The sequence below is a fragment of the Pseudoalteromonas sp. BSi20439 genome, assembly GCF_000241165.1.
Taxonomy (GTDB): domain Bacteria; phylum Pseudomonadota; class Gammaproteobacteria; order Enterobacterales; family Alteromonadaceae; genus Pseudoalteromonas.
Map to the genome: position 1 here is coordinate 37,961 of NZ_BADW01000217.1, position 19,077 is coordinate 57,037.

Below are 19,077 nucleotides of genomic sequence, written 5' to 3' on the forward strand. Positions count from 1 at the left end.
TATGCGCCATTTTCTTTTTAACTTTAAACAAGCTCAGATATTATGAATCACTGACTTCTCGTGCCCAATGCTGCTGTTTCGCAACATGTAACTTACGGTAGCCATCCAGTAATGCGGCATGCTTTTTAAAGCCTTCAAGCGATAAACCTGGGAAGGTTAAGCCGTTAAAGCGTGTGCGACCTTCTGCAATCTCAATCGCTAGGGTTACATTGTTAGCGCCAAACATAAGCCCTAAAGCGTCTTGGTAGCTTGCATACTCACGTTCGTCATCATATTTAATTTCCAGGATTGCTTTTAAACAACGGAAATGACGCATCGCATCTTCATTAACTTGGCCGGTATGTAAAATCCAGTCAACCCAATCAATCGCTTCTTCGCTACCTGCCGCTAAGCACAGGTGCGCTTTCAGTTCACCAATGCGTAGGGTATGCCAAGGCGTGTCAGCATCAGTTGCTAAGCCAATAAATTCAGCTGCGCGAATAATATCGCTGTGGCCAGCTTCTTCTAAGCTATCGTAAATTTCCATCAGTTGCTCAGTGTCATACTGATCTAGTGATAGGAAGGTTTCACGGAATTTAGCCCCTTCGTTATTATTACGCCAAATAAGCTCATCTACCGGATAAATATCAGAGATGCCAGGCACTAAAATACGACATGCATACACATTTAAATGGGTGTAATCCATGATGTAGATATCATGGCCCATGCTGTGAATTAAATCAGTACAGAAGTTATATTCTTGCTCAGTTGAGCCACTAAAGTCCCAATGTACAAATTCAAAGTCAGCTTCAGAACGGAAAAAGTCATGTGAAATTAAACCGCTTGAATCAATAAAGTGCAGTTCAATGTTTTCAGGTGTGGCCACTTCGTCGTTGTCAAAAGTAGCAGGTTGGAATACGTCTAGTTGATCTAGGCGACGACCTTGCAGTAATTCGGTAACGGTACGCTCTAGCGCTACTTCAAATGAAGGGTGAGCACCAAAAGAAGCAAATACAGAGCCATCTACTGGGTTGATTAGCGTAACACTCATTACAGGGTATTTACCGCCAAGTGAGGCATCCGCAATACGTAAATGGAAACCATGGCTACGAAGTTCTTCACAGGCTTCATGAATTTTAGGGTATTGTTTTACTATTTCTTCAGGCACGATAGGTAAGCTAATGCCTTCGGCAATAATACGGTTTTTAATAGCGCGTTCAAATACCTCAGATAACCCCTGTACACGGGCTTCAAATTTAGTATTACCAGCACTCATACCATTGGATACAAAAATATTACCAATCACGTTCACCGGAATATAAATTTCTTGGCCGTCGCGCTGGCGAGTATAAGGTACAGTACAAATACCACGTTCAAAATTGCCAGAATTAAAGTCATAAAGGTGTGAAGCGGTTAATTCACGCTCTGGGTCGAAGTAATCCCATAAGCTCTCATCCATAATCCCTTGTGGTACTTCATCTTCTGCTACTTTAAACCATTTTTCGTTCGGATAATGGGTAAAGTCACCATTGGCAAATTCTTCACCTAAGTAAAAATCAGCAAAAAAGTAGTTACAGCTTAAGCGCTCAAAATATTCACCTAACGCAGAAGCGATAGAGGCTTTATCAGTGGCACCTTTACCGTTAGTAAACATCACACCACAGTCGCTATCTTTTATATGAACTGAATAACAGTTTGCTACAGGGTTAAGCCATAGCGCTTCTTCAATATTAATATTTAGCGCTTTTAGCTTGTTTTGCATGGTAGAGATAGACGACTCTAAATCGCGGTCTTTACCTTTAATAAATGTTTTTTCAGTCATTTTGATCTCAACTAGGTCTGCACAATACATGAACTGTGTATTATCGTGGATTTTGATGTTTATTTCACCCTTTACCCGCTTTTCGTAGCGTTTTTAATAGAACGATTATGAATATATGCTAATAATAGTTTATTGAAATAGTTGCAGGGTATGTTTATGTTTAAAGTAATCAAGCGGTTGCTATTGGTTGTTGTGGTTTTAGCGCTCGCTGGTACTGCCATTGTTTACGGCGTTTTGACCTTAAGTTTACCTACCCTTGATGGTAAAGGTCGAAGCGATGCGGTGACACAGCCTGTTAAAGTTGCTCGAGATACCCTTGGCCAAGCTGTTATTACTGCAGCAACTCGCCACGAAGCTGCCTATGGCTTAGGTTATGCCCACGGGCAAGACCGCTTTTTTCAAATGGATTTACTTAGACGTAATGCCGCTGGTGAGCTCAGTGAGCTATTTGGTAAAGCTGCGCTTGCTCTTGATAAAAAAATGCGCTTTCATCAATTACGTAAACGTAGCCAAGCTATTTTAAAAACTCTCCCTGAAGCCGATAAGCAACTACTAAAAAGTTATGCTCAAGGAGTAAACGAAGGACTTGCGCAAGTAGGGTACCCAAGCTTTGAATACTTACTCACAGGGGCTGAGCAACAGCCATGGCAAAGTGAAGATAGCCTGTTAGTTATTTTTAGCATGTACCTAGACTTACAAACCGCCACCTTTGAACGCGACCAAGCTTTAATTCAAATACAGCAGCAATACGGCGCAAAAATGGTTGAATTTTTAACTCAACCAAGCCAATACCAAGCAGCATTAGATGGCAGTGTTTTAACACCTTATACCCAAACTATACCCCAGTTACCAACGCAGTCATTAGCGGCGATTAAAACTATTACCGCTAATTTAGAAGTAGGCAGTAATAACTGGGCAGTAACCGCAGACTTAACTAATACCCAAGCTGCGATGCTTTCAGATGATATGCATTTATCAATGGCGGTGCCGGTTATTTGGTATCGCGCACAACTTAATTACACCCATGACAATCAAGCTTATCAAGTAACCGGTGTTTCGTTACCAGGGGCGCCTGCCATTGTGGTTGGCAGTAATAATAAAATTGCATGGGGATTTACTAATGGTTATATAGATACAGCCGACTGGGTGGCATTAACTGATAGCAGTAAAACGTGGCAAGTAAATGAAGTGATTGCCTTACCTAATGGCAACAGTGAAACCTATCCATTAACGCTAAGCGAGTATGGCCCTGTTAAATACATCAACAATCAGCCTTATGCATTAAGTTGGGCAGCGCATCAGCCGTATGCCGTTGATATGCAATTGTTGCAGCTTGAGCAGGCTGAAACAGTGGATGATGCCCTTAACATTGCAAGTAACGTGGGTATTCCAGTACAAAACTTAATGGTGGTAGATAGCCAAGGCAGTGCCGCTTGGAAACACATGGGTGGTATTCCTGCGCGAACAGCACCCAGTGAGTTAGCCATTAATGAAAATGAGTATTCAGCAACTTGGCAGCAAAATGAAGTTATTCGCCCGTTTGTTAAAAACCCTCAGAGTGGGCGCCTATGGACAGGGAATTCGCGAGTGGTTTCTGCTGAGGATAATGCACGTTTTGGTAATGGCGGCTATGCGCTTGGAGCCCGTGCAACGCAAATTCGCGATAGGCTATTTGAAAAACAACGCTTTAATGAAAGTGATTTTTATCAGTTGCAGTTAGATAACCAAGCACGATTTTTAATGCCTTGGCATGCCTTATTGCTTGAGCAGTTAAAAAAGCAGCCCGCGCGTTATAAAGATCACATAAATGCCCTCGAAAACTGGCAGCAATGCGCTTGCCCGCAATCAATAGGGTATACCTTAGTAAAGACGTATCGTGATGAATTGATAAATATTTTATTTAGCAGTATTGAGACAACACTCAACCAGCAAGATGGCACATTAAAATATGTGAAACGTGATTTAGAGCCCGCTGTTTGGCAGTTAATAAAGGCGCAGCCAACAAGTTGGGTTAATCCGCAGTTTACTAATTGGGAGCAACAATTACAGGGAGCCTTTGAGCAAACTCTCGCACAGTTAACAACAAAGTTTGGTAACAACATTCAAAACTGGCAATGGGGTAAAGTAAACGAATTAACAATTGAACACCCATTTGCTAAACAAATACCGATGCTGAGTAAGTTACTTAACATGCCAACAGCGCCGGGGTTTGGTGATAGTTATATGCCAGCGGTGCAAAAACGCGGTTTTGGTGCATCACAGCGATTTATTGCCCAACCTGGACATTTAGAAAGTGCTATTTTAACTGTGCCAGGTGGGCAATCAGGTCACCCACTTTCTGAATTTTATCGAGCTGGCTTTGATGAATATGTAGAGGGTAAGCACACCCCATTGTTACCGCAAACATTCATGCATCAAATTGAAATAGTGCCGATGAGCGACTAGCTTTGGGTGCAGAGTGAGCTAAATAAGTCGCTACCACGTTTTATAACCATGATTATTAATTATAGGGTTACAACAATGAAAAAATTACTACCGGCATTAATAACGACTTTACTACTAAGTAACTACGCGGCAGCGGATGACAACCCAGTTTCAGCTAAGCAGCTGAGCGAACATGTGTATGTTCTATATGGACAAGGCGGTAACATTGCCGCCAGCGTAGGGGATGATGGCATATATATTATTGATGATCAGTTTGCCAAACTCTCAGACGATATTAAAAAAACCATTAGCGATTTAAAACCTGGCAGTGCTGAGTTTGTAATTAACACCCACCATCATGGCGATCACACCGGGGGTAACGAAAATTTTGCTAAAGCCGGTGCTCATGTTATTGCCCACAATAATGTACATAAACGCTTAAAAGAAAAACATGGCGAAGGGTCTGATTACCTACCACGGATTAGTTTTGGTCATGATTTAACACTGCACTTTAATAATGAGCAAGCGCATGTTGTGCATTATCAACATGCTCACACCGATGGCGATGCGGTGATTTTTTTCAATAATGATAATATTGTGCATATGGGAGACATTTATTTTAACTTTGGTAGCCTCCCGTTTGTTGATGTAGACAGTGGTGGCAGTGTTGACGGTGTATTAGCGGCGGTTGATGATGTTATTAATCAGATTGATGATAAAACCCAAGTTATTCCCGGTCATGGCCCACTAAGTGACCGTTCAGGACTGATAACGTATCGTAAGCTGGTGCAAAAAGCGAAAGATGTTATGCTAAAAGCAATGCAAAATGACGCCAGTTTAGAGCAGGTACTTAAAGCAGACCCATTGTCAGAACTTGGCCTTGAATATGCAAATTGGTTACCTAAAGAGCGCGTAACCACACTTTTTTATCGCAGTTTAAAGTAGCGCACAGCGCGAATAAAAACGCATAAACCTAATAAAGCTGAGCATGTGTTCAGCTTTTTTGATTCTTACATGCCCCAAGGAGTTGCGTATGTCGGCAGAAAAAACCCATCTTGAAATTTGTAACTTAACCCGAGAGCAATACCCACAAATTAAAACCTTGATGGACGAAGCTTACCCCGACCTAGGCGGCGCATGGCCAAGCCATACTATTTTTAGACTCATCGATCAGTTCCCTGAAGGGCAAATAGGTATTGTGGATGACGGCGTGCTGGTGGGTTTAGCGCTGAGTGTACAGGTAGATTATGCGCGTTTTTCAAACCCGCATACCTATGAAGATATTGCCGACGGCCACGACCGTGTATTTAGCGACACCACAGGGGATGCTTTATACGGTTTAGATGTTGCCATTAGTGAGCAATACCGTGGCATGCGTTTAGGGCGTCGTTTATATGATGCGCGAAAAGAATTGTGTCGTCAGTATAATTTACGCGCTATTTTGGCGGGGGGGCGTATTCCGCGTTATTACAATCACAGTAGTGAAATGACCCCAATGGAATACATTGCAAAGGTCGATCAAAAAGAGTTATACGATCCCATACTCAGCTTTCAATTAGCTAATGACTTTCAGGTTAAACGATTATTGAAAAAATACTTACCTGAAGATCAGGAATCGGTCGGTTATGCCACATTACTTGAGTGGAATAACATTATGTATGAGCCAACCGACACCGTTATTGAGTCAACTAAATCAATCGTGCGGGTAGGGGCTGTGCAGTGGCAAATGCGCTGTGTTGAATCCGTAGAAGAAATGCTTAAGCAAGTTGAATACTTTGTTGATACGGTATCTGATTACAAAAGCGATTTTATTTTATTCCCGGAGTTTTTTAATGCGCCACTAATGGGATTAACCGAGCAAAGTAATCAAACTGAGGCAATTCGTTATTTAGCCGAATACACAGAAACCTTTAAAAACGCCATGTCGCGTATGGCGATAGAATACAACGCCAACATTATTACCGGCTCAATGCCGCTTGCCGAAGACGATAAAATATATAACGTTAGTTATTTATGCCACCGCAGCGGCAAAATAGACGAGCAACGTAAAATTCATATTACCCCACATGAACATAATGACTGGGTTATTCAAGGCGGCGATAAAATTGCTGTATTCGATACAGATGCAGGCCGGGTTGGTATTCAAATTTGTTACGATGTTGAGTTTCCTGAGTTGTCACGTATTTTGGCCACCCAAGGTTTGGATATTTTATTTGTGCCATTTTGGACCGACACCAAAAATAGTTACTTGCGTGTACGCCATTGTGCCCAAGCACGTGCCATTGAAAACGAATGTTATGTGGTTATTGCAGGCTCTGTGGGTAACTTACCTGAAGTAGAAAGCTTAGATGTGCAGTTTTCACAGTCGGCAGTACTAACCCCATCGGACTTTTCATTTCCACATGATGCGACACTAAATGAAGCCACCACCAATACAGAAATGTTATTATTTAGCGACTTAGATATGGATAAGTTAAAAATTCTTCACAGTGAAGGGACAGTGCGTAACTTAAAAGATCGCCGTCACGATTTGTATGAAGTGATATTGAAAAAGAGAGATGTTTAATGGCGTGGATGTATTTAATTATTGCAGGGTTACTTGAGATTGGTTGGCCTATAGGGTTAAAAATCTCTCAAACCCCTGAAACTCGTTGGCAGGGTATAGCAGTTGCCGTTGCATTTATGGTCGCGAGTGGCTTTATGCTGTGGTTAGCGCAAAAGCAAATATCTATGGGTACGTCATATGCGGTGTGGACAGGTATTGGGGCCGCTGGTACGTTTTTAGTGGGTATATTATTTTACGGTGATGCCGCTACGTTTGGTCGTATTGCTGGTGTGTTAATGATTATTTGTGGTGTGATCACCCTAAAAATTAGTCATTAGTTATTAAAAAACAAGCGCAGCTTTATAGCTGCGCTTTTTTTTAGCTGCTCGGCAGCATAACCAATATGGCAGCCACTGCAATCAGTAATAGCCCTGCGCTGTCTTGGCGTTTTAGTGGTTGTTTTAACCATAAAACGGCAATTAACATCGTAAAAAATACCTCTATCTGGCCGAGCGTTTTTACATAGGCTACATGTTGTAAGCTCATTGCGCTAAACCAACCTATTGACCCCAAGCAACTAAATATACTCACCGTACAAGTCATACCCTTATGCTGAAGCATAGCTTGAAATGTATCGCGTTCCTTTAAGGCAATATAAATACACAGCATTAGTGTTTGTAAACTAATAACAAGCAATAAAACCCATGCAGGCGCATACGGAAAAGCAATCCCCGAACTCAAGCTGGCTTCTCTGATCCACGATGATGACAACGCAAAGGCGGTACCGCAGGCAAGTCCTGTTAATGCTGTTTTTAAGCTAAAGTGTTTTACATTGGCAATACCACTTAATAGTAATACCGCAATTGCACCAATAAATACGCCCAGCCAACCAAGTAATGACAGCGTTGAGCCAAAAAACAATAGCCCGAGTATGGCCGCCATAAGCGCTTCGCTTTTAGCGAGGCCGGCACCTACAGCAAAATTATTCATTTTAAATAATTTAACCATGAGCCCCGTGGCAATAATTTGCACTATGCTGGCACCAATAATGTAGCTAATAAATAAAGGGTTAAATGAAGGAAAGGGTGCATCTTGGTAATAATAAAGCGCATATAAATACAGCCCAGCAATAGGGCTTGCGACAATAAAGCGGGCTAGAGTAACGCCAGCAATGCTCACATGAGTGCTTAATTTACTTTGCAGAGCATTGCGCCATGACTGCATAAATGCAGCAAAAATAGTCAGTAAAATCCAAATCATCTTAAACAACATACAATAAGTGGAGGAGTAATTTAGCAGTACTGTGACATGAAAGCGACCATCAAAAAGGCATAATGAATATTCATCACCTGCGACAATTTGCCACAGTGACGCACTGCTTAAATCGGCTATAGTGTCTGGGATGTTACTGCTAGCCGCCAGAACTCAGGTTATTTATATTTGGCGGCTTTTTTCTATGTGCTGTGTTATTTTGAGTTATAAATAATAACTTGAGAATGATAATGACAACTTTATTGGTTTGCGCCTTAATGGCAGTGATCATGCCTTATGTTGCGAGAATACCAGCGATTATAGAAATGAATAAGCTCGGTGGTTACGATAATAAACACCCGCGCCAACAACAAACACAGCTCACAGGGCTCGGGCGTTGGCTGCGCATCAAAACTGTTTTGAGTCGCTAGCGGTATTTGGCGTTGCTTTGGCGGTGGTATTAGGCACTAATAATGTTAATGCCGTAACCGAAACTTTAGCGATGACGCATATTGTTGCGCGTATTTTATTTTGTGTTTTTTATTACTTAAACCTCGATATTATTCGATCGTTCACTTGGCTGGTGGGAATAGGAACCGCTATTGGCATGATCGCTGTCAGTTTGTAACGTTAATAAGCAAAAAACCACAAAGCAAGCAGCCTAAAAGGGTGCTTGCTTTATAGTCTTAAACACTCATTTTTATTAATGCGATACTTTAATTCGCTCTATTAAATCACTTTTTGCAACTGCACTATTGATTGCAAAGTCAAGTTGTATCAGTACGTTCTGTTGCCCCATTGATGAAGGCGTATACTGCCATTGCATCAGTGCTTTTTTTGCCTCTTTGTTAAAGACTGCTTCTGGTTCAGCTTTTACAACAGTAATGTTAGCTGTTTCGCCTGCTGGGGTTATGTCGTATTTTAATACCACTGAACCACTAATGCCTTGTTCTGCTGCTTGCTTAGGATAAAGCGGTTCGATTCGCATTACGGGAGCAATAGATGTTCCTTTGTTAGCTGATACTTCAGGTTGTTTTGCAATTGCTAAGCCACTGAGTAAACTCGCAGTGATAAGTAACAAGCTCCCTTTTGCAAGGCGTGAATGTGCGCCATTATGTTTGATATTAGTAAGTCGTTGTAACATGGTTTTTTTATCTCCGTAGTGTGAATAAGCCATCAGACCCGCTGGTGCATTGGCAGCGCAGTTTACTAAGGCTTTGCTATATAAAATCTGCTGCTGTGTGGTTTTATTACTTAGTACCCGTTCATCACAAGTCAGCTCTTGTAAGCGGCGAATGCTTGCGTATGCCATCCAAGCCAAAGGGTTAAACCACATTAAAATTGTAGCCAGTAATAGCAGCGCATTTGTTAGGTTATCTTTTCGTTTTATATGCACATTTTCGTGCTCTAAAATAAGCGCCAATGTGGCCTTATCAAACAGAGTATTGTAGTTGTGTGGTAAAACTAGCTTGCTATTTAGTACCCCAATTACCATAGGTGTTGCCACTTGATGGCTAGTAAAGGTTTTTACCCCCGACCTTATTACTGTTTGCAAATGTGTTACTTCAGAAAGCTGCAGGTGGTTTACAAATCGGCGATGAATAATCCAAGTGACGATTACTAGTAGCGCCGTAATAACCACATACAGTAGCGCCCAGTTAATACTAATACTGCTTATCAATGGTTGATTAGGAGTAATGATATAATGACCAATTGGACTGTTTTGTAATGGTCTAATTGCATTGGGTAAATTAGCGATAAGCAGCGAGACTGGTATTAACCACGCTAATTTATAAATAAACTGCGAACCAATTGCTTTTAAGCCAAAGCGCTCAAGTAAAACAAACCCTATAAACAAAATGCTTAATAATAATTGCTGTTCTATTAGCCAATTAAAGCTTGCTTGAATAACCATGCGAACCCCCTACTTTTGGTTTTTTTCCCAGTCATCTATGACTTTTTTAAGCTCGTTTATATCTTGTTGAGAGAGTTTTTCTGATTTTGCAAAACCACTTACCAACGGGGCTATACGGCCACTAAAAAAGCGCTCAATAAAGTTTTGGCTTTCTTTTAGGGTGTAATCAGCACGCTCTATACAGGGGGTGTAAATATATTGGCGGCCTTCTTTTTCGAAACTAAGCGCCCCTTTTTTAACTAATCGACCTAATAAGGTTTTAATGGTTTTTTCGTGCCATTGTTTATCATCACTCAAGCGCTCAATAATTTGGCTGGCATTAGCGGGGTAGCTAATCCATAGCGCATCGAGTACTTCAAATTCTGCTTTGGATAATTCGATCATTTCATTGCCTACAAATGTAATCTTTAATTTAAGACTACACCTGTAATCTACTTTTGCAAGTTTATTTTGTATTTTTTAATCGCATTAAAGTGAGGGGGTGGGGGTAGCGTGAGCTTGTTAGCCTAAAATGTCGCTTTTATTAATTTTTATAAACTGGTTTTCAGGTAAATTTAAATGATCTAACACTAATTCACTTATTTGTACGCGGTATAAATCAATCACTTTGTAACCACAGTAATGCGCCATTTTACGAATTTGTCGATTCAGTCCTTGTTTTAAAATAATACTAAACTGATTGTCAGTGATTTTAGTCACCTCACACGGCAAAGTCATTTGCTTATCGACAGGGACGCCTGCAGCCATTTTTTCACAAAAATGCGCGTCTAATGGTTTATTGACGGTTACTAAATAGCGCTTAGGCTGATGAAAGTCAGGGTGGATCAGCTGATTACAAAAATCCCCATCATTGGTCAAAATAAGCAATCCGCGCGAGTCTTTATCTAGGCGACCAATAGGGTAAACACGGGTAAGTTGCGGCAAATGATGAATAAGGCTACTTGGGTCGTGTTGATTGAGTTTGCAGTCAATTCCTACCGGTTTGTGGTAGGCAAAGTACACTAAATCGGCAGGGCCTTTAATGGCGTGACCATTAACGATAACACTGTCGTTTTCGTCCACATGATCGATATGATTAGCTTGGCGATTATTAACGATGACAACGCCTTCATCAATGAAACGTGAGGCCTGTTTGCGAGAGCATACGCCGGCATGCGCTATGTACTTTGCGAGTCGAATTTTTGTATCCATGATAGCGCGTAATTAAAAAAATCTGATCGCGATTATAGCAAAGCTGCGTATTGATTACTTGGACAGTTAATTTAACAGTAGGTAGGTTAATATGGGTATTCAATTTTCAGAATTAAAAAAGCATCAGCCATTACAAAAAGTGGTGGTTCATTCACTGGAAATGGCCTTGTATCAAGTGTCTGTTGTCATTAATAATGTTGAATACTATGTACAAGAAAGTGATGGTGAATTTGTAAAGGCAGTTAGCCCATTACATATTCAAAAACGCTTTGAAGACATTGCTTATGCGCAAATGATGCTCAGGCATACCAGCGCTTATGATGAAATGTGTGGTCAGCCGGAAAAAATTTCTAGCAATATGCTTGAAGTTCCCTTTGGACAAAATAACCTGTTTTAACATCAGGTATTTGCTAAAATAGGTCTATTTGGAACGCCCAATGTACCTATTGCATGCTGATAATACTGAGCAATTAAACCAAGCACTGCGCGCTAATATGCTTGAGTTTAATGCTCAACACTTCGACGCAGAGCGCCAAGCTCTTGGCTTTAAATATCTCAACAAACAGAATGAATTAGTTGCCGGTATAAGCGGTCATGTATTTGGCAATTGGCTGCTAATAAGTTGGTTGTGGTGCGATGAATCCGCACGAGGCAATGGCTTGGCTGATTCGTTACTAATGTCATTAGAACACGCGGCAATTGAACTGGGCGCGGTTCAGGCTCAGCTTGACACCTTAGACTTTCAAGCCAAACCTTTCTATGAAAAGCGCGGTTATCAGGTTAAATATCAACTTAACAATTACCCGCTTAGCGGTGCGCGTTACTTTATGGAAAAACCGCTAATAGTGGCTAAATAACGCTGTTTTAAGCGTTATTTTTTTGTGGTTAAAGGCGTGCCATCAAAGCTAATGCCTAAAAATGGTGTCGCCTCCGGCGCTAACATAAACGTACGAATATTCATGTGGTCATCGGCATTTGGGTTGTTTAGTACATCTTCACGGTAAAATTTACCAAAGCAATCTAAGGTATTTTGTTTGCTAAGACCGTTGAGCTTAGCAAATGCAAAAATTTTGCACGAACCGTTATTTTCACTCGCAGAACTTAATAACCCATGGTTACTGAAACTGCATGCTGTAAAAGTATAGTGCTCATCAATAACGGCCATAGTATCAGCAAAGCTAATACTTTTAGGCTCATCTGCGAGCGTTGTTAAGTAATCTGTGAGCGTCATACGCTGTCCTTGTTATTATAATATGTCGTTAATTAACTAACTCTAACCTATCTTATTAGTAAAACAAGCATAGGTTATATTAAATGGGTTAATGCATGAATGTTGGTTATTTCAATATCAGCCAGCCCTTTGTAGGCATAAGTTTGTTCTTGATTATTCAGCCATACAGACTGACAGCCAGCGTTGTTAGCACCTTGCACATCGCTATCAAGGCTATCACCTATGTGCAAAATATCGCTGTTTTTGATACGTAAATGTGTTGCGGCTTGATCAAATAATGTTGTGTGTGGTTTGGCTTTACCATGCAAGCCAGCTTGTAACACCAGTTCAAACTTATCTTTTAAATTAAATCGATCAACCTCTACATTACCGTTAGTAATGGCAATCAATTTGTAGTGTTGACTTAGTTTATCAAGCAATATTAGTACGTCTTCGCTCACCGTAATATTGCTTCGCTCATCAGCAAATGCTTGATACGCCTTATTTGCATGATGCTCTATTTCATCACCTTTAAAACCTAATTCAGACAATACTAAGCGCAAGGTATGCTTACGCCATTGAGTGACATCATCAATAAGCTCTGGCTGCTTTAACGCCGCGAGCTCACGGCATTGTTGCCAAAATTGAGCTCCTTGTTGACGATAACCTGGCAAGGCGTTTAAGTAATCATGCTGCGCTTGAACTGCCGCCGTTATGATGGGTCGGTTATCGTACAAGGTGTCGTCTAAGTCAAAACTCAGCACAGAAAAAGGAGAAATTGCGCGATTAAATCGGATCATGGTTGCTGCTCTAATCAGTTCTTTTTTTAGCACGTGGGTGGGTGTTATCGTACACCTTAGCTAAGTGCTGAAAATCTAAATGGGTATAAACTTGGGTTGCAGATAAACTACTGTGGCCTAATAGCTCTTGGACTGCTCGTAAATCGCCAGAAGACTCTAAAATATGCGATGCAAATGAGTGGCGCAATTTATGTGGATGAACTTGCGAGCTAATACCTTGTTTAATACCCCATTCTTGCATACGCAAACGAACTTGGCGTACAGAGATACGGTTTTTTTTGCTACTTAAAAATACCGCATGTTCATCTGCACCCATATACAGTGGGCGAACTGCCAGCCAGTTTTTTAATGCCTCAAGTGCTTTAGAGCCAACCGGTATTAGGCGTTCTTTTGCGCCTTTACCTCGCACTAATATTTCACCGCTACGAGTGTTTATATCTTGCGTGTTAGTGCCAACTAACTCGCTAATACGTAACCCTGAAGAATACATCAGTTCCATCATGGCTTTATCACGAATGGCGAGCGGATCATCATCGGGGATTTCGAGTAAACGAGCCATTTGGTCAACATCAAGGTTTTTAGGTAAAGGTCGCGCAAATTTAGGGCCTTTTATACCCTGTGCCGGATTGTGGTAATGCGCTTGCTCAGTAATGTTTTTTGCTTTTAAAAATTTATACAAACTACGAATGCAGCTTAATTTTAAGCTGATTGTTCTGCCGCTTAACTGTTTTGCCCGCAGTGCCATACTGTAACGGCGAATATGCTCGCTTTGTACCGCGAACCAATTGTCGCATAGCTTATTAAAATACAAGGCGGCAAAACCTAATTGGCTGACATACTGATTGACGGTGTGCGCCGAATACTGGCGTTCAAATTTTAAGTAATCACTAAATAATGTAATGGGTGTACGCCAGCTATCGCTTAAGTCGCTTATATTTGGCGCGTTATCGCTCATGCCAGTTCCAGTAACCGTATTTGCAGTGAGCGCACAAAGTCTAATACAAATAAGTTATCTTGTGAGGGCTCAAAGTGGTTTTCATCGTGGCTGCCAAAAGCCAAAATTGCGTAGGGATTACTCGGCTCACCAATTAAATAAAGTGCGGTCGATTGAGTGTCATTGTTAAAGAGTAAGTCGCGTTCTTGCTGATTTACACGGCCTAAATAATGATTACTATTTGATAGTCTGTGCTTTACTAACTCTTTAAAGGCGCTGTCGTATCTAACGAGTTTGCACTCATTAATAGTCGGGCTCATACAAATAATATTACGTAAGTTACTGGCCAGCGTATTAAAGTCGTAATTACTCCACAGCTGCCGGTGGCATTGGCTAAATAAACGATAAACCAGTTCATTCTGGGTCGCATTTTTGCTCATGCTGTCTATTTGATTTTTTAGCTGTGTATTGTGCTCGCGTAATTGGCGCTGCTGAATATGCACTAACGAAGTTGCACCTTGAACTTGCTGTTGTAACTCAAGTTGTGCTAATAACTCAGGTTGATTAATTAAAAAATCAGGATGCTGTTGTAAGTAGTCTATTACTTGCTGTTTAGTTAATTCACTCATAGTGCCACTTGCCCATCAAATACATGTTCAGCGGGGCCAGTCATACGCACTGGATGGCCTTCGCCACTCCAGCGAACTTGTAAGCTACCGCCGGGTAAATCAACTTGTACTGTGCTGGTGAGCTTATTTTGGATAAAGCCAATCACCATGGCGGCACACGCGCCGGTACCGCAAGCAAGCGTTTCGCTTACACCACGCTCCCATACTCTGAGTTTAATGTGTTCTTGAGAGATAACCTGCATAAAGCCAATGTTCGCGCGCTGCGGAAAACGTTCATGGTTTTCAAGCAATGGGCCTAGGGTATCCACTTGGGCTGTTTCTATATCGTCTACTTCCATAACACAATGCGGGTTGCCCATAGATACGGCACCACTAAAAACGGTATGTTCTTCTGCGCGAATAATGTAAGTCAGCTCACGTTTGGTTGCTTTGAGTGGAATTTTACTCGGCTCAAAATTAGGGTGGCCCATATTAACCGTTACTTGACCGTCTTTTTCAATATACAGGGTGAGATTACCTGACTTAGTCGACACGCTAATCTTATGTTTATTGGTTAAGCCTTTCATGCGTACAAAGCGGGCAAAGCAACGCGCACCGTTACCACATTGTTCTACTTCGTGGCCGTCAGCGTTAAAAATACGATAGTGAAAATCGAGATCCGGTGAGTAAGGGGCTTCAACCATCAATAATTGGTCAAACCCAATGCCGAAATGGCGATCGGCCAGCTTTTTGATTTGATCACGGGATAAAAAAACGTTTTGTGTAATATTATCAATCACAACAAAGTCGTTACCTAAGCCGTGCATTTTGGAAAAATTAACTAACATAGCGCTCTAATTCGGTTTTGCTCTGTGCTAATCATGCCACAGAGCAGCTAGTTGGCAAAAACGTTTATGGTAAAACTTTCTCACCTTGGTATAGGCTTTCGATAGTTTCGCGTTCGCGAATAAGGTGATGTTGCTCACCATCAACCATTATTTCAGCAACCCGTGGGCGTGAGTTATAATTTGAACTCATAGTAAAACCATAGGCTCCAGCACTTCGCTGTACTAATAAATCACCTTGTTTGAGTGCTAATGGGCGGTCTTTACCTAAAAAGTCACCTGTTTCACACACCGGCCCAACTACGTCGTAATTATGGGTCGGTGTTTCGTCATCACGCACTGATACAGGAATAATTTTTTGCCATGCTTGATACAGTGATGGGCGCAACATGTCGTTCATACCCGCATCGACAATCGCAAAATATTTGTCTTGGTTTTGTTTAATAAACTCAACTTGTGTTACTAAAATCCCCGCGTTTGCGGCAATGGCTCGCCCTGGTTCAAAAATGAGTTCTAGGTGACGGTAATTCGCAAGGCGTTGCGTTACTTGTGCTGCATATTCACTTGGATGCGGGGGGTGCTCATCATCGTAGGTTACTCCAAGTCCTCCACCAATATCTAGATGGCTTAGCTCAATACCTGCATTCTTTAACTCATCAATTAATGCCAGTAGCTTCTCAAGCGCCTCTAAAAACGGTTTGGTTTGTGTAAGCTGTGAGCCAATGTGGCAATCTACGCCAACAATCGTTAAGCCAGGTAACGACGCAGCATGTTGATACACGCTTAAAGCAGATTCGATACCAATTCCAAACTTGTTCTCTTTAAGCCCAGTAGAAATATATGGATGTGTTTTGGCATCAATATCGGGGTTAACGCGAATAGAAATTGGCGCGTCTAAATTAAGCTCGCAGGCCACTTCAGAAATGCGCTCAAGCTCTGAGATTGACTCAACATTAAAGCATTTAATACCTAATTCTAACGCATAAGCAATTTCGTCAGCCGTTTTAGCAACCCCAGAAAATACCACTTTATTAGCAGCGCCTCCGGCTTTGATCACCCGAGCTAATTCGCCTTTTGAGACAATATCAAAACCCGCACCAAGTCGTGCCAATATATTTAACACCGCAATATTTGAATTTGCTTTAACGGCATAACACACTAGGCTTTTGTGATCTTTAGCCGCATTAGCAAACGCTAAATAATGACGTTCAAACGTGGCTCTTGAATACACATAACACGGCGTACCATAGTGTTGTGCAATAGTGGCTACGCTGACATCTTCAGCAAATAGTTGGTTGTTTTTATAATTAAAAAAATCCATTTATTGCTCCTGTTGTTGCTCTACGGGTGTTTGTTTATTAGGGGTGTCAGTTGACTGGTTTTGTTCAGTAGGCTGCTCGGGTAAGTACAGCGGGCCGCTTTGACCACAGCCAGCTAACGCACACAACAATACGGTGCTGATTAATAGTTGTTTTAATTGTAAGGTATATGTCGCTTTCATTAGATTAATACGGTTGCTGGCTTTATAATCGCAGAGTAACAGAATATCTAAAAAATGCAGCTATTCGCGGATGATTTTATTCCTGTTACACTAGCTCTATAAACATGCACCCATTATTTAGGCGCCTCGCCTGCAAAGGAAATTAACGATGACTGATCACGAATATCACCAGTTAGCAGAAGCTCTTATGTTCACTATTGAAGAACAAGTTGATGATTGTGAAGCAGATTTAGATTATGAATCGGCTCAAGGTATTTTAGAAATTATTTTTCCAGATCGCAGTAAGATTGTGATTAATAAGCAAGCCCCTTTGCACCAGGTATGGGTAGCAACAAAATTCAATGGACATCATTTTGAAATGCGTGATGGTCAATGGATTGATAACCGCTCGGGTGCAGAGTTTTGGAGTTTCATCAATGAAGCGTCAACACGTCAAGCGGGTCAAGAAATTAAGTGGCAATCAACGCTATGAGTTTAGGGTTTGTAGAATACCCGGCACAAAGTGCCCATAAAGCCACGGTGATTTGGCTACATGGCTTAGGTGATTCAGGTGATGGTTTTGCACCAGTTGCCCCGCAGCTCGATTTACCTACTGAGTTAGGAGTGCGTTTTATTTTTCCGCACGCGCCTATGCAGGCTGTTACAGTTAATGGCGGTATGCAAATGCGCTCATGGTACGACATTAAATCTATGGATTTAGATAAACGCGCCGATGAGCAAGGGGTTAGAGAATCAGCAGCGAAAGTTGAGCAACTCATCACACAAGAAATTGCCAATGGCATACCTGCGAGTAAAATTATTTTAGCGGGATTTTCGCAAGGTGGCGTTGTATCGCTGCATTTAGCACCGCGTTTAGAGCAAAAACTGGCTGGTGTAATGGCGCTGTCAACCTACATGTGTGTGCCACATAAATTGGCCGATGAAGCAAAACAAACACAGTTAAATATATTTATGGCTCATGGTAGCCAAGATGACGTTGTACCGCATAGCGCGGGTAGAAGTGCGTTTGAAGTATTATCAACGCATAACATGGATGTAAGTTGGCAAGAATACCCAATGGGGCATCAGGTTTGTACACAAGAGTTACAAGCTGTGCGCCAATGGTTAATTTCTCGCTTAAGTTAGTTTAGGAGCCGCTGAGGGTCAAAATGAGTCAAAAAATAGTAATAACAGCAAATGTAAAACGCGAACCATCTACTAGCAAACCCAACGTGAGCTATGAGTGGCATTGGCGTCGGATTGTGAGTATTTCTATGTTGGTGATTATGACCTCTGCAGCGGTTATTTACGGCCTGTCTAGTGCTGTAAATGCTGATCAAGGGACGCCGCATCCTAATGAGCAGTCTGATTTAACTGAGCAACAAACAGCAATTGTGTCGCTAAGCGATGATAATGCAGCATCAGTAGAGAGTGAAAAAGCCACAGATGCTGATGAGGAGCCGGTGAGCAGTGTCGCGATTGCAGACCCTAAAACCATTTCCTCCAATGAGCAAATGCCAGCGCCTATTACTGAACAGGCACCATCGGAGCCTGAAGTTCAACAAAATATTATTAAGCAAGAAGTAGAGCCAACGACCACAGCTGAGCCTGAAGAAGCAGTCATTGCAGCAATAGCCACTCCAGCCCCTGACGTTGTGAGTGCAAAACCCGCTGAGCAAAAAGAATTTGCTGCATCTGCAAATATTGCCAGTGTGGCCATTGGTGCCAAAATAGATACCGCTACCATAAGTCGTGCAGTTCTGACTCGCAGTGTCAGTAACCGTGAGCCAACTAACGTATTTGCCGCTGATGTGCGTTTAAATCAATTTGAAGAGTCGCTGTCATTTTTTAGTGAGCTTAAAAATTTACAGGGCCAGCAGGTAAAACATGTGTGGCTATTTGAAGGTGAAGTAATGGCCGCAGTGGCACTTAAGGTTACTTCTCCACGTTACAGAACGTACTCAACTAAAAATATTATGGATACTCAAATAGGGCATTGGCGCGTTGATGTAGTTGATGAAAACGGGCTACTCATCGCTCAAAAAGAATTTAGAGTTTTAGCAAATTAAATCG

The 19,077-nt window shown here is 41.6% G+C and carries 21 protein-coding genes and 1 pseudogene; 10 read left to right on the forward strand and 12 right to left on the reverse strand.

The annotated features are described in order from the left end of the window. Positions 1-40: 40 nt before the first annotated feature. Positions 41-1,801: a 30S ribosomal protein S12 methylthiotransferase accessory factor YcaO gene (gene ycaO, locus P20439_RS16590; RefSeq protein ID WP_008468548.1), complete on the reverse strand. Its 1,761-nt coding sequence runs from the start codon at positions 1,799-1,801 to the stop codon at positions 41-43. Positions 1,802-1,957: 156 nt separating this feature from the next. Between ycaO and P20439_RS16595 the strand changes: the two genes are divergently transcribed. The 4 genes from P20439_RS16595 (at position 1,958) to P20439_RS16610 (ending at position 7,108) form a co-directional block, all read left to right on the forward strand. After that, a complete protein-coding gene (locus tag P20439_RS16595) occupies positions 1,958-4,246 on the forward strand; it encodes a penicillin acylase family protein (protein ID WP_008468550.1) in 2,289 nt (762 codons plus the stop codon). 75 nt (positions 4,247-4,321) lie between these two features. Further along, positions 4,322-5,170, forward strand: a complete 849-nt coding sequence (locus tag P20439_RS16600) for an MBL fold metallo-hydrolase (RefSeq protein ID WP_008109010.1) — start codon at positions 4,322-4,324, stop codon at positions 5,168-5,170. Between the two features lie 88 nt (positions 5,171-5,258). Continuing rightward, positions 5,259-6,791, forward strand: coding sequence for a bifunctional GNAT family N-acetyltransferase/carbon-nitrogen hydrolase family protein (locus P20439_RS16605; RefSeq protein ID WP_008109012.1), 1,533 nt, complete (start codon positions 5,259-5,261; stop codon positions 6,789-6,791). Further along, a complete protein-coding gene (locus P20439_RS16610; RefSeq protein ID WP_008109014.1) occupies positions 6,791-7,108 on the forward strand; it encodes a multidrug efflux SMR transporter in 318 nt (105 codons plus the stop codon). Before P20439_RS16605 ends, P20439_RS16610 begins: the two co-directional genes overlap by 1 nt. A 40-nt stretch (positions 7,109-7,148) precedes the next feature. Here the strand turns inward: P20439_RS16610 and P20439_RS16615 are convergent, their stop codons facing one another. Then, positions 7,149-8,030 carry a DMT family transporter gene (locus P20439_RS16615; protein WP_008468552.1) on the reverse strand — a complete coding sequence of 294 codons (882 nt, stop codon included), beginning with the start codon at positions 8,028-8,030 and terminating at the stop codon, positions 7,149-7,151. A gap of 242 nt (positions 8,031-8,272) precedes the next feature. On the opposite strand from P20439_RS16615, the pseudogene P20439_RS16620 reads away from it, so the two are divergent. Next, positions 8,273-8,649 (forward strand): annotated as a pseudogene (locus P20439_RS16620) (MAPEG family protein). Positions 8,650-8,724: 75 nt separating this feature from the next. Here the strand turns inward: P20439_RS16620 and P20439_RS16625 are convergent. The 3 genes from P20439_RS16625 to P20439_RS16635 form a co-directional block, all read right to left on the reverse strand. Then, positions 8,725-9,936 (reverse strand): TonB family protein, encoded by a 1,212-nt coding sequence (locus P20439_RS16625; protein WP_008468561.1) that lies wholly within the window; start codon positions 9,934-9,936, stop codon positions 8,725-8,727. Between the two features lie 9 nt (positions 9,937-9,945). After that, a complete protein-coding gene (locus P20439_RS16630) occupies positions 9,946-10,320 on the reverse strand; it encodes a BlaI/MecI/CopY family transcriptional regulator (RefSeq protein ID WP_008109021.1) in 375 nt (124 codons plus the stop codon). A gap of 117 nt (positions 10,321-10,437) precedes the next feature. Further along, complete coding sequence (locus tag P20439_RS16635) at positions 10,438-11,127, reverse strand: pseudouridine synthase (protein WP_008468563.1); 690 nt, start codon at positions 11,125-11,127, stop codon at positions 10,438-10,440. A gap of 91 nt (positions 11,128-11,218) precedes the next feature. On the opposite strand from P20439_RS16635, the gene P20439_RS16640 reads away from it, so the two are divergent. Then, complete coding sequence (locus tag P20439_RS16640; RefSeq protein WP_008109023.1) at positions 11,219-11,524, forward strand: DUF6482 family protein; 306 nt, start codon at positions 11,219-11,221, stop codon at positions 11,522-11,524. Between the two features lie 40 nt (positions 11,525-11,564). Then, positions 11,565-11,984 (forward strand): N-acetyltransferase, encoded by a 420-nt coding sequence (locus tag P20439_RS16645; protein ID WP_008468566.1) that lies wholly within the window; start codon positions 11,565-11,567, stop codon positions 11,982-11,984. A 14-nt stretch (positions 11,985-11,998) separates the two neighbouring features. Here the strand turns inward: P20439_RS16645 and P20439_RS16650 are convergent, their stop codons facing one another. From P20439_RS16650 to P20439_RS16680, 7 genes are all read right to left on the reverse strand, one after another. Further along, a complete protein-coding gene (locus P20439_RS16650) occupies positions 11,999-12,358 on the reverse strand; it encodes a HopJ type III effector protein (RefSeq protein WP_008468568.1) in 360 nt (119 codons plus the stop codon). A 74-nt stretch (positions 12,359-12,432) separates the two neighbouring features. Next, positions 12,433-13,137, reverse strand: coding sequence for an HAD-IA family hydrolase (locus P20439_RS16655; protein WP_008468570.1), 705 nt, complete (start codon positions 13,135-13,137; stop codon positions 12,433-12,435). Between the two features lie 10 nt (positions 13,138-13,147). After that, on the reverse strand, positions 13,148-14,092 hold the full coding sequence (locus P20439_RS16660; RefSeq protein WP_008468572.1) for a tyrosine recombinase XerC: 945 nt from the start codon (positions 14,090-14,092) through the stop codon (positions 13,148-13,150). Continuing rightward, positions 14,089-14,700, reverse strand: coding sequence for a DUF484 family protein (locus tag P20439_RS16665; protein WP_008468574.1), 612 nt, complete (start codon positions 14,698-14,700; stop codon positions 14,089-14,091). Before P20439_RS16665 ends, P20439_RS16660 begins: the two co-directional genes overlap by 4 nt. Beyond that, positions 14,697-15,527, reverse strand: a complete 831-nt coding sequence (dapF, locus tag P20439_RS16670) for a diaminopimelate epimerase (RefSeq protein WP_008468575.1) — start codon at positions 15,525-15,527, stop codon at positions 14,697-14,699. Before dapF ends, P20439_RS16665 begins: the two co-directional genes overlap by 4 nt. A 64-nt stretch (positions 15,528-15,591) precedes the next feature. Next, positions 15,592-16,845 (reverse strand): diaminopimelate decarboxylase, encoded by a 1,254-nt coding sequence (lysA, locus tag P20439_RS16675; protein ID WP_008468577.1) that lies wholly within the window; start codon positions 16,843-16,845, stop codon positions 15,592-15,594. After that, positions 16,846-17,025 carry a lipoprotein gene (locus P20439_RS16680; RefSeq protein WP_008468579.1) on the reverse strand — a complete coding sequence of 60 codons (180 nt, stop codon included), beginning with the start codon at positions 17,023-17,025 and terminating at the stop codon, positions 16,846-16,848. Between the two features lie 148 nt (positions 17,026-17,173). Here P20439_RS16680 and cyaY point away from each other — a divergent pair, with 148 nt between their 5' ends. Genes cyaY through P20439_RS16695 form a run of 3 tightly spaced genes read left to right on the forward strand, consistent with a single transcriptional unit; the run spans position 17,174 to position 19,073 of the window. After that, positions 17,174-17,497, forward strand: coding sequence for an iron donor protein CyaY (gene cyaY, locus P20439_RS16685; protein ID WP_008109036.1), 324 nt, complete (start codon positions 17,174-17,176; stop codon positions 17,495-17,497). After that, positions 17,494-18,150, forward strand: coding sequence for an alpha/beta hydrolase (locus P20439_RS16690; RefSeq protein ID WP_008109038.1), 657 nt, complete (start codon positions 17,494-17,496; stop codon positions 18,148-18,150). The genes cyaY and P20439_RS16690 overlap by 4 nt, the downstream gene beginning before the upstream one ends. Before the next feature lie 23 nt (positions 18,151-18,173). After that, the gene (locus P20439_RS16695; protein ID WP_008468581.1) at positions 18,174-19,073 is read left to right on the forward strand and encodes a DUF2914 domain-containing protein; all 900 of its coding nucleotides are present in this window, start codon (positions 18,174-18,176) and stop codon (positions 19,071-19,073) included. The last annotated feature ends 4 nt before the right edge of the window (positions 19,074-19,077 follow it).

What these genes read in the sequence shown, in the direction of transcription:
- P20439_RS16610 (WP_008109014.1), top strand. Translation starts at nt 6,791, where the DNA reads ATGGCGTGGATGTATTTAATTATTGCAGGGTTACTTGAGATTGGTTGG.
- P20439_RS16680 (WP_008468579.1), bottom strand. Translation starts at nt 17,025, where the DNA reads ATGAAAGCGACATATACCTTACAATTAAAACAACTATTAATCAGCACC.
- P20439_RS16655 (WP_008468570.1), bottom strand. Translation starts at nt 13,137, where the DNA reads ATGATCCGATTTAATCGCGCAATTTCTCCTTTTTCTGTGCTGAGTTTT.
- P20439_RS16625 (WP_008468561.1), bottom strand. Translation starts at nt 9,936, where the DNA reads ATGGTTATTCAAGCAAGCTTTAATTGGCTAATAGAACAGCAATTATTA.
- P20439_RS16615 (WP_008468552.1), bottom strand. Translation starts at nt 8,030, where the DNA reads ATGATTTGGATTTTACTGACTATTTTTGCTGCATTTATGCAGTCATGG.
- P20439_RS16690 (WP_008109038.1), top strand. Translation starts at nt 17,494, where the DNA reads ATGAGTTTAGGGTTTGTAGAATACCCGGCACAAAGTGCCCATAAAGCC.
- P20439_RS16645 (WP_008468566.1), top strand. Translation starts at nt 11,565, where the DNA reads ATGTACCTATTGCATGCTGATAATACTGAGCAATTAAACCAAGCACTG.
- P20439_RS16650 (WP_008468568.1), bottom strand. Translation starts at nt 12,358, where the DNA reads ATGACGCTCACAGATTACTTAACAACGCTCGCAGATGAGCCTAAAAGT.
- P20439_RS16635 (WP_008468563.1), bottom strand. Translation starts at nt 11,127, where the DNA reads ATGGATACAAAAATTCGACTCGCAAAGTACATAGCGCATGCCGGCGTA.
- P20439_RS16640 (WP_008109023.1), top strand. Translation starts at nt 11,219, where the DNA reads ATGGGTATTCAATTTTCAGAATTAAAAAAGCATCAGCCATTACAAAAA.
- P20439_RS16630 (WP_008109021.1), bottom strand. Translation starts at nt 10,320, where the DNA reads ATGATCGAATTATCCAAAGCAGAATTTGAAGTACTCGATGCGCTATGG.
- ycaO (WP_008468548.1), bottom strand. Translation starts at nt 1,801, where the DNA reads ATGACTGAAAAAACATTTATTAAAGGTAAAGACCGCGATTTAGAGTCG.
- P20439_RS16660 (WP_008468572.1), bottom strand. Translation starts at nt 14,092, where the DNA reads ATGAGCGATAACGCGCCAAATATAAGCGACTTAAGCGATAGCTGGCGT.
- cyaY (WP_008109036.1), top strand. Translation starts at nt 17,174, where the DNA reads ATGACTGATCACGAATATCACCAGTTAGCAGAAGCTCTTATGTTCACT.
- P20439_RS16595 (WP_008468550.1), top strand. Translation starts at nt 1,958, where the DNA reads ATGTTTAAAGTAATCAAGCGGTTGCTATTGGTTGTTGTGGTTTTAGCG.
- P20439_RS16665 (WP_008468574.1), bottom strand. Translation starts at nt 14,700, where the DNA reads ATGAGTGAATTAACTAAACAGCAAGTAATAGACTACTTACAACAGCAT.
- P20439_RS16695 (WP_008468581.1), top strand. Translation starts at nt 18,174, where the DNA reads ATGAGTCAAAAAATAGTAATAACAGCAAATGTAAAACGCGAACCATCT.
- P20439_RS16605 (WP_008109012.1), top strand. Translation starts at nt 5,259, where the DNA reads ATGTCGGCAGAAAAAACCCATCTTGAAATTTGTAACTTAACCCGAGAG.
- dapF (WP_008468575.1), bottom strand. Translation starts at nt 15,527, where the DNA reads ATGTTAGTTAATTTTTCCAAAATGCACGGCTTAGGTAACGACTTTGTT.
- lysA (WP_008468577.1), bottom strand. Translation starts at nt 16,845, where the DNA reads ATGGATTTTTTTAATTATAAAAACAACCAACTATTTGCTGAAGATGTC.
- P20439_RS16600 (WP_008109010.1), top strand. Translation starts at nt 4,322, where the DNA reads ATGAAAAAATTACTACCGGCATTAATAACGACTTTACTACTAAGTAAC.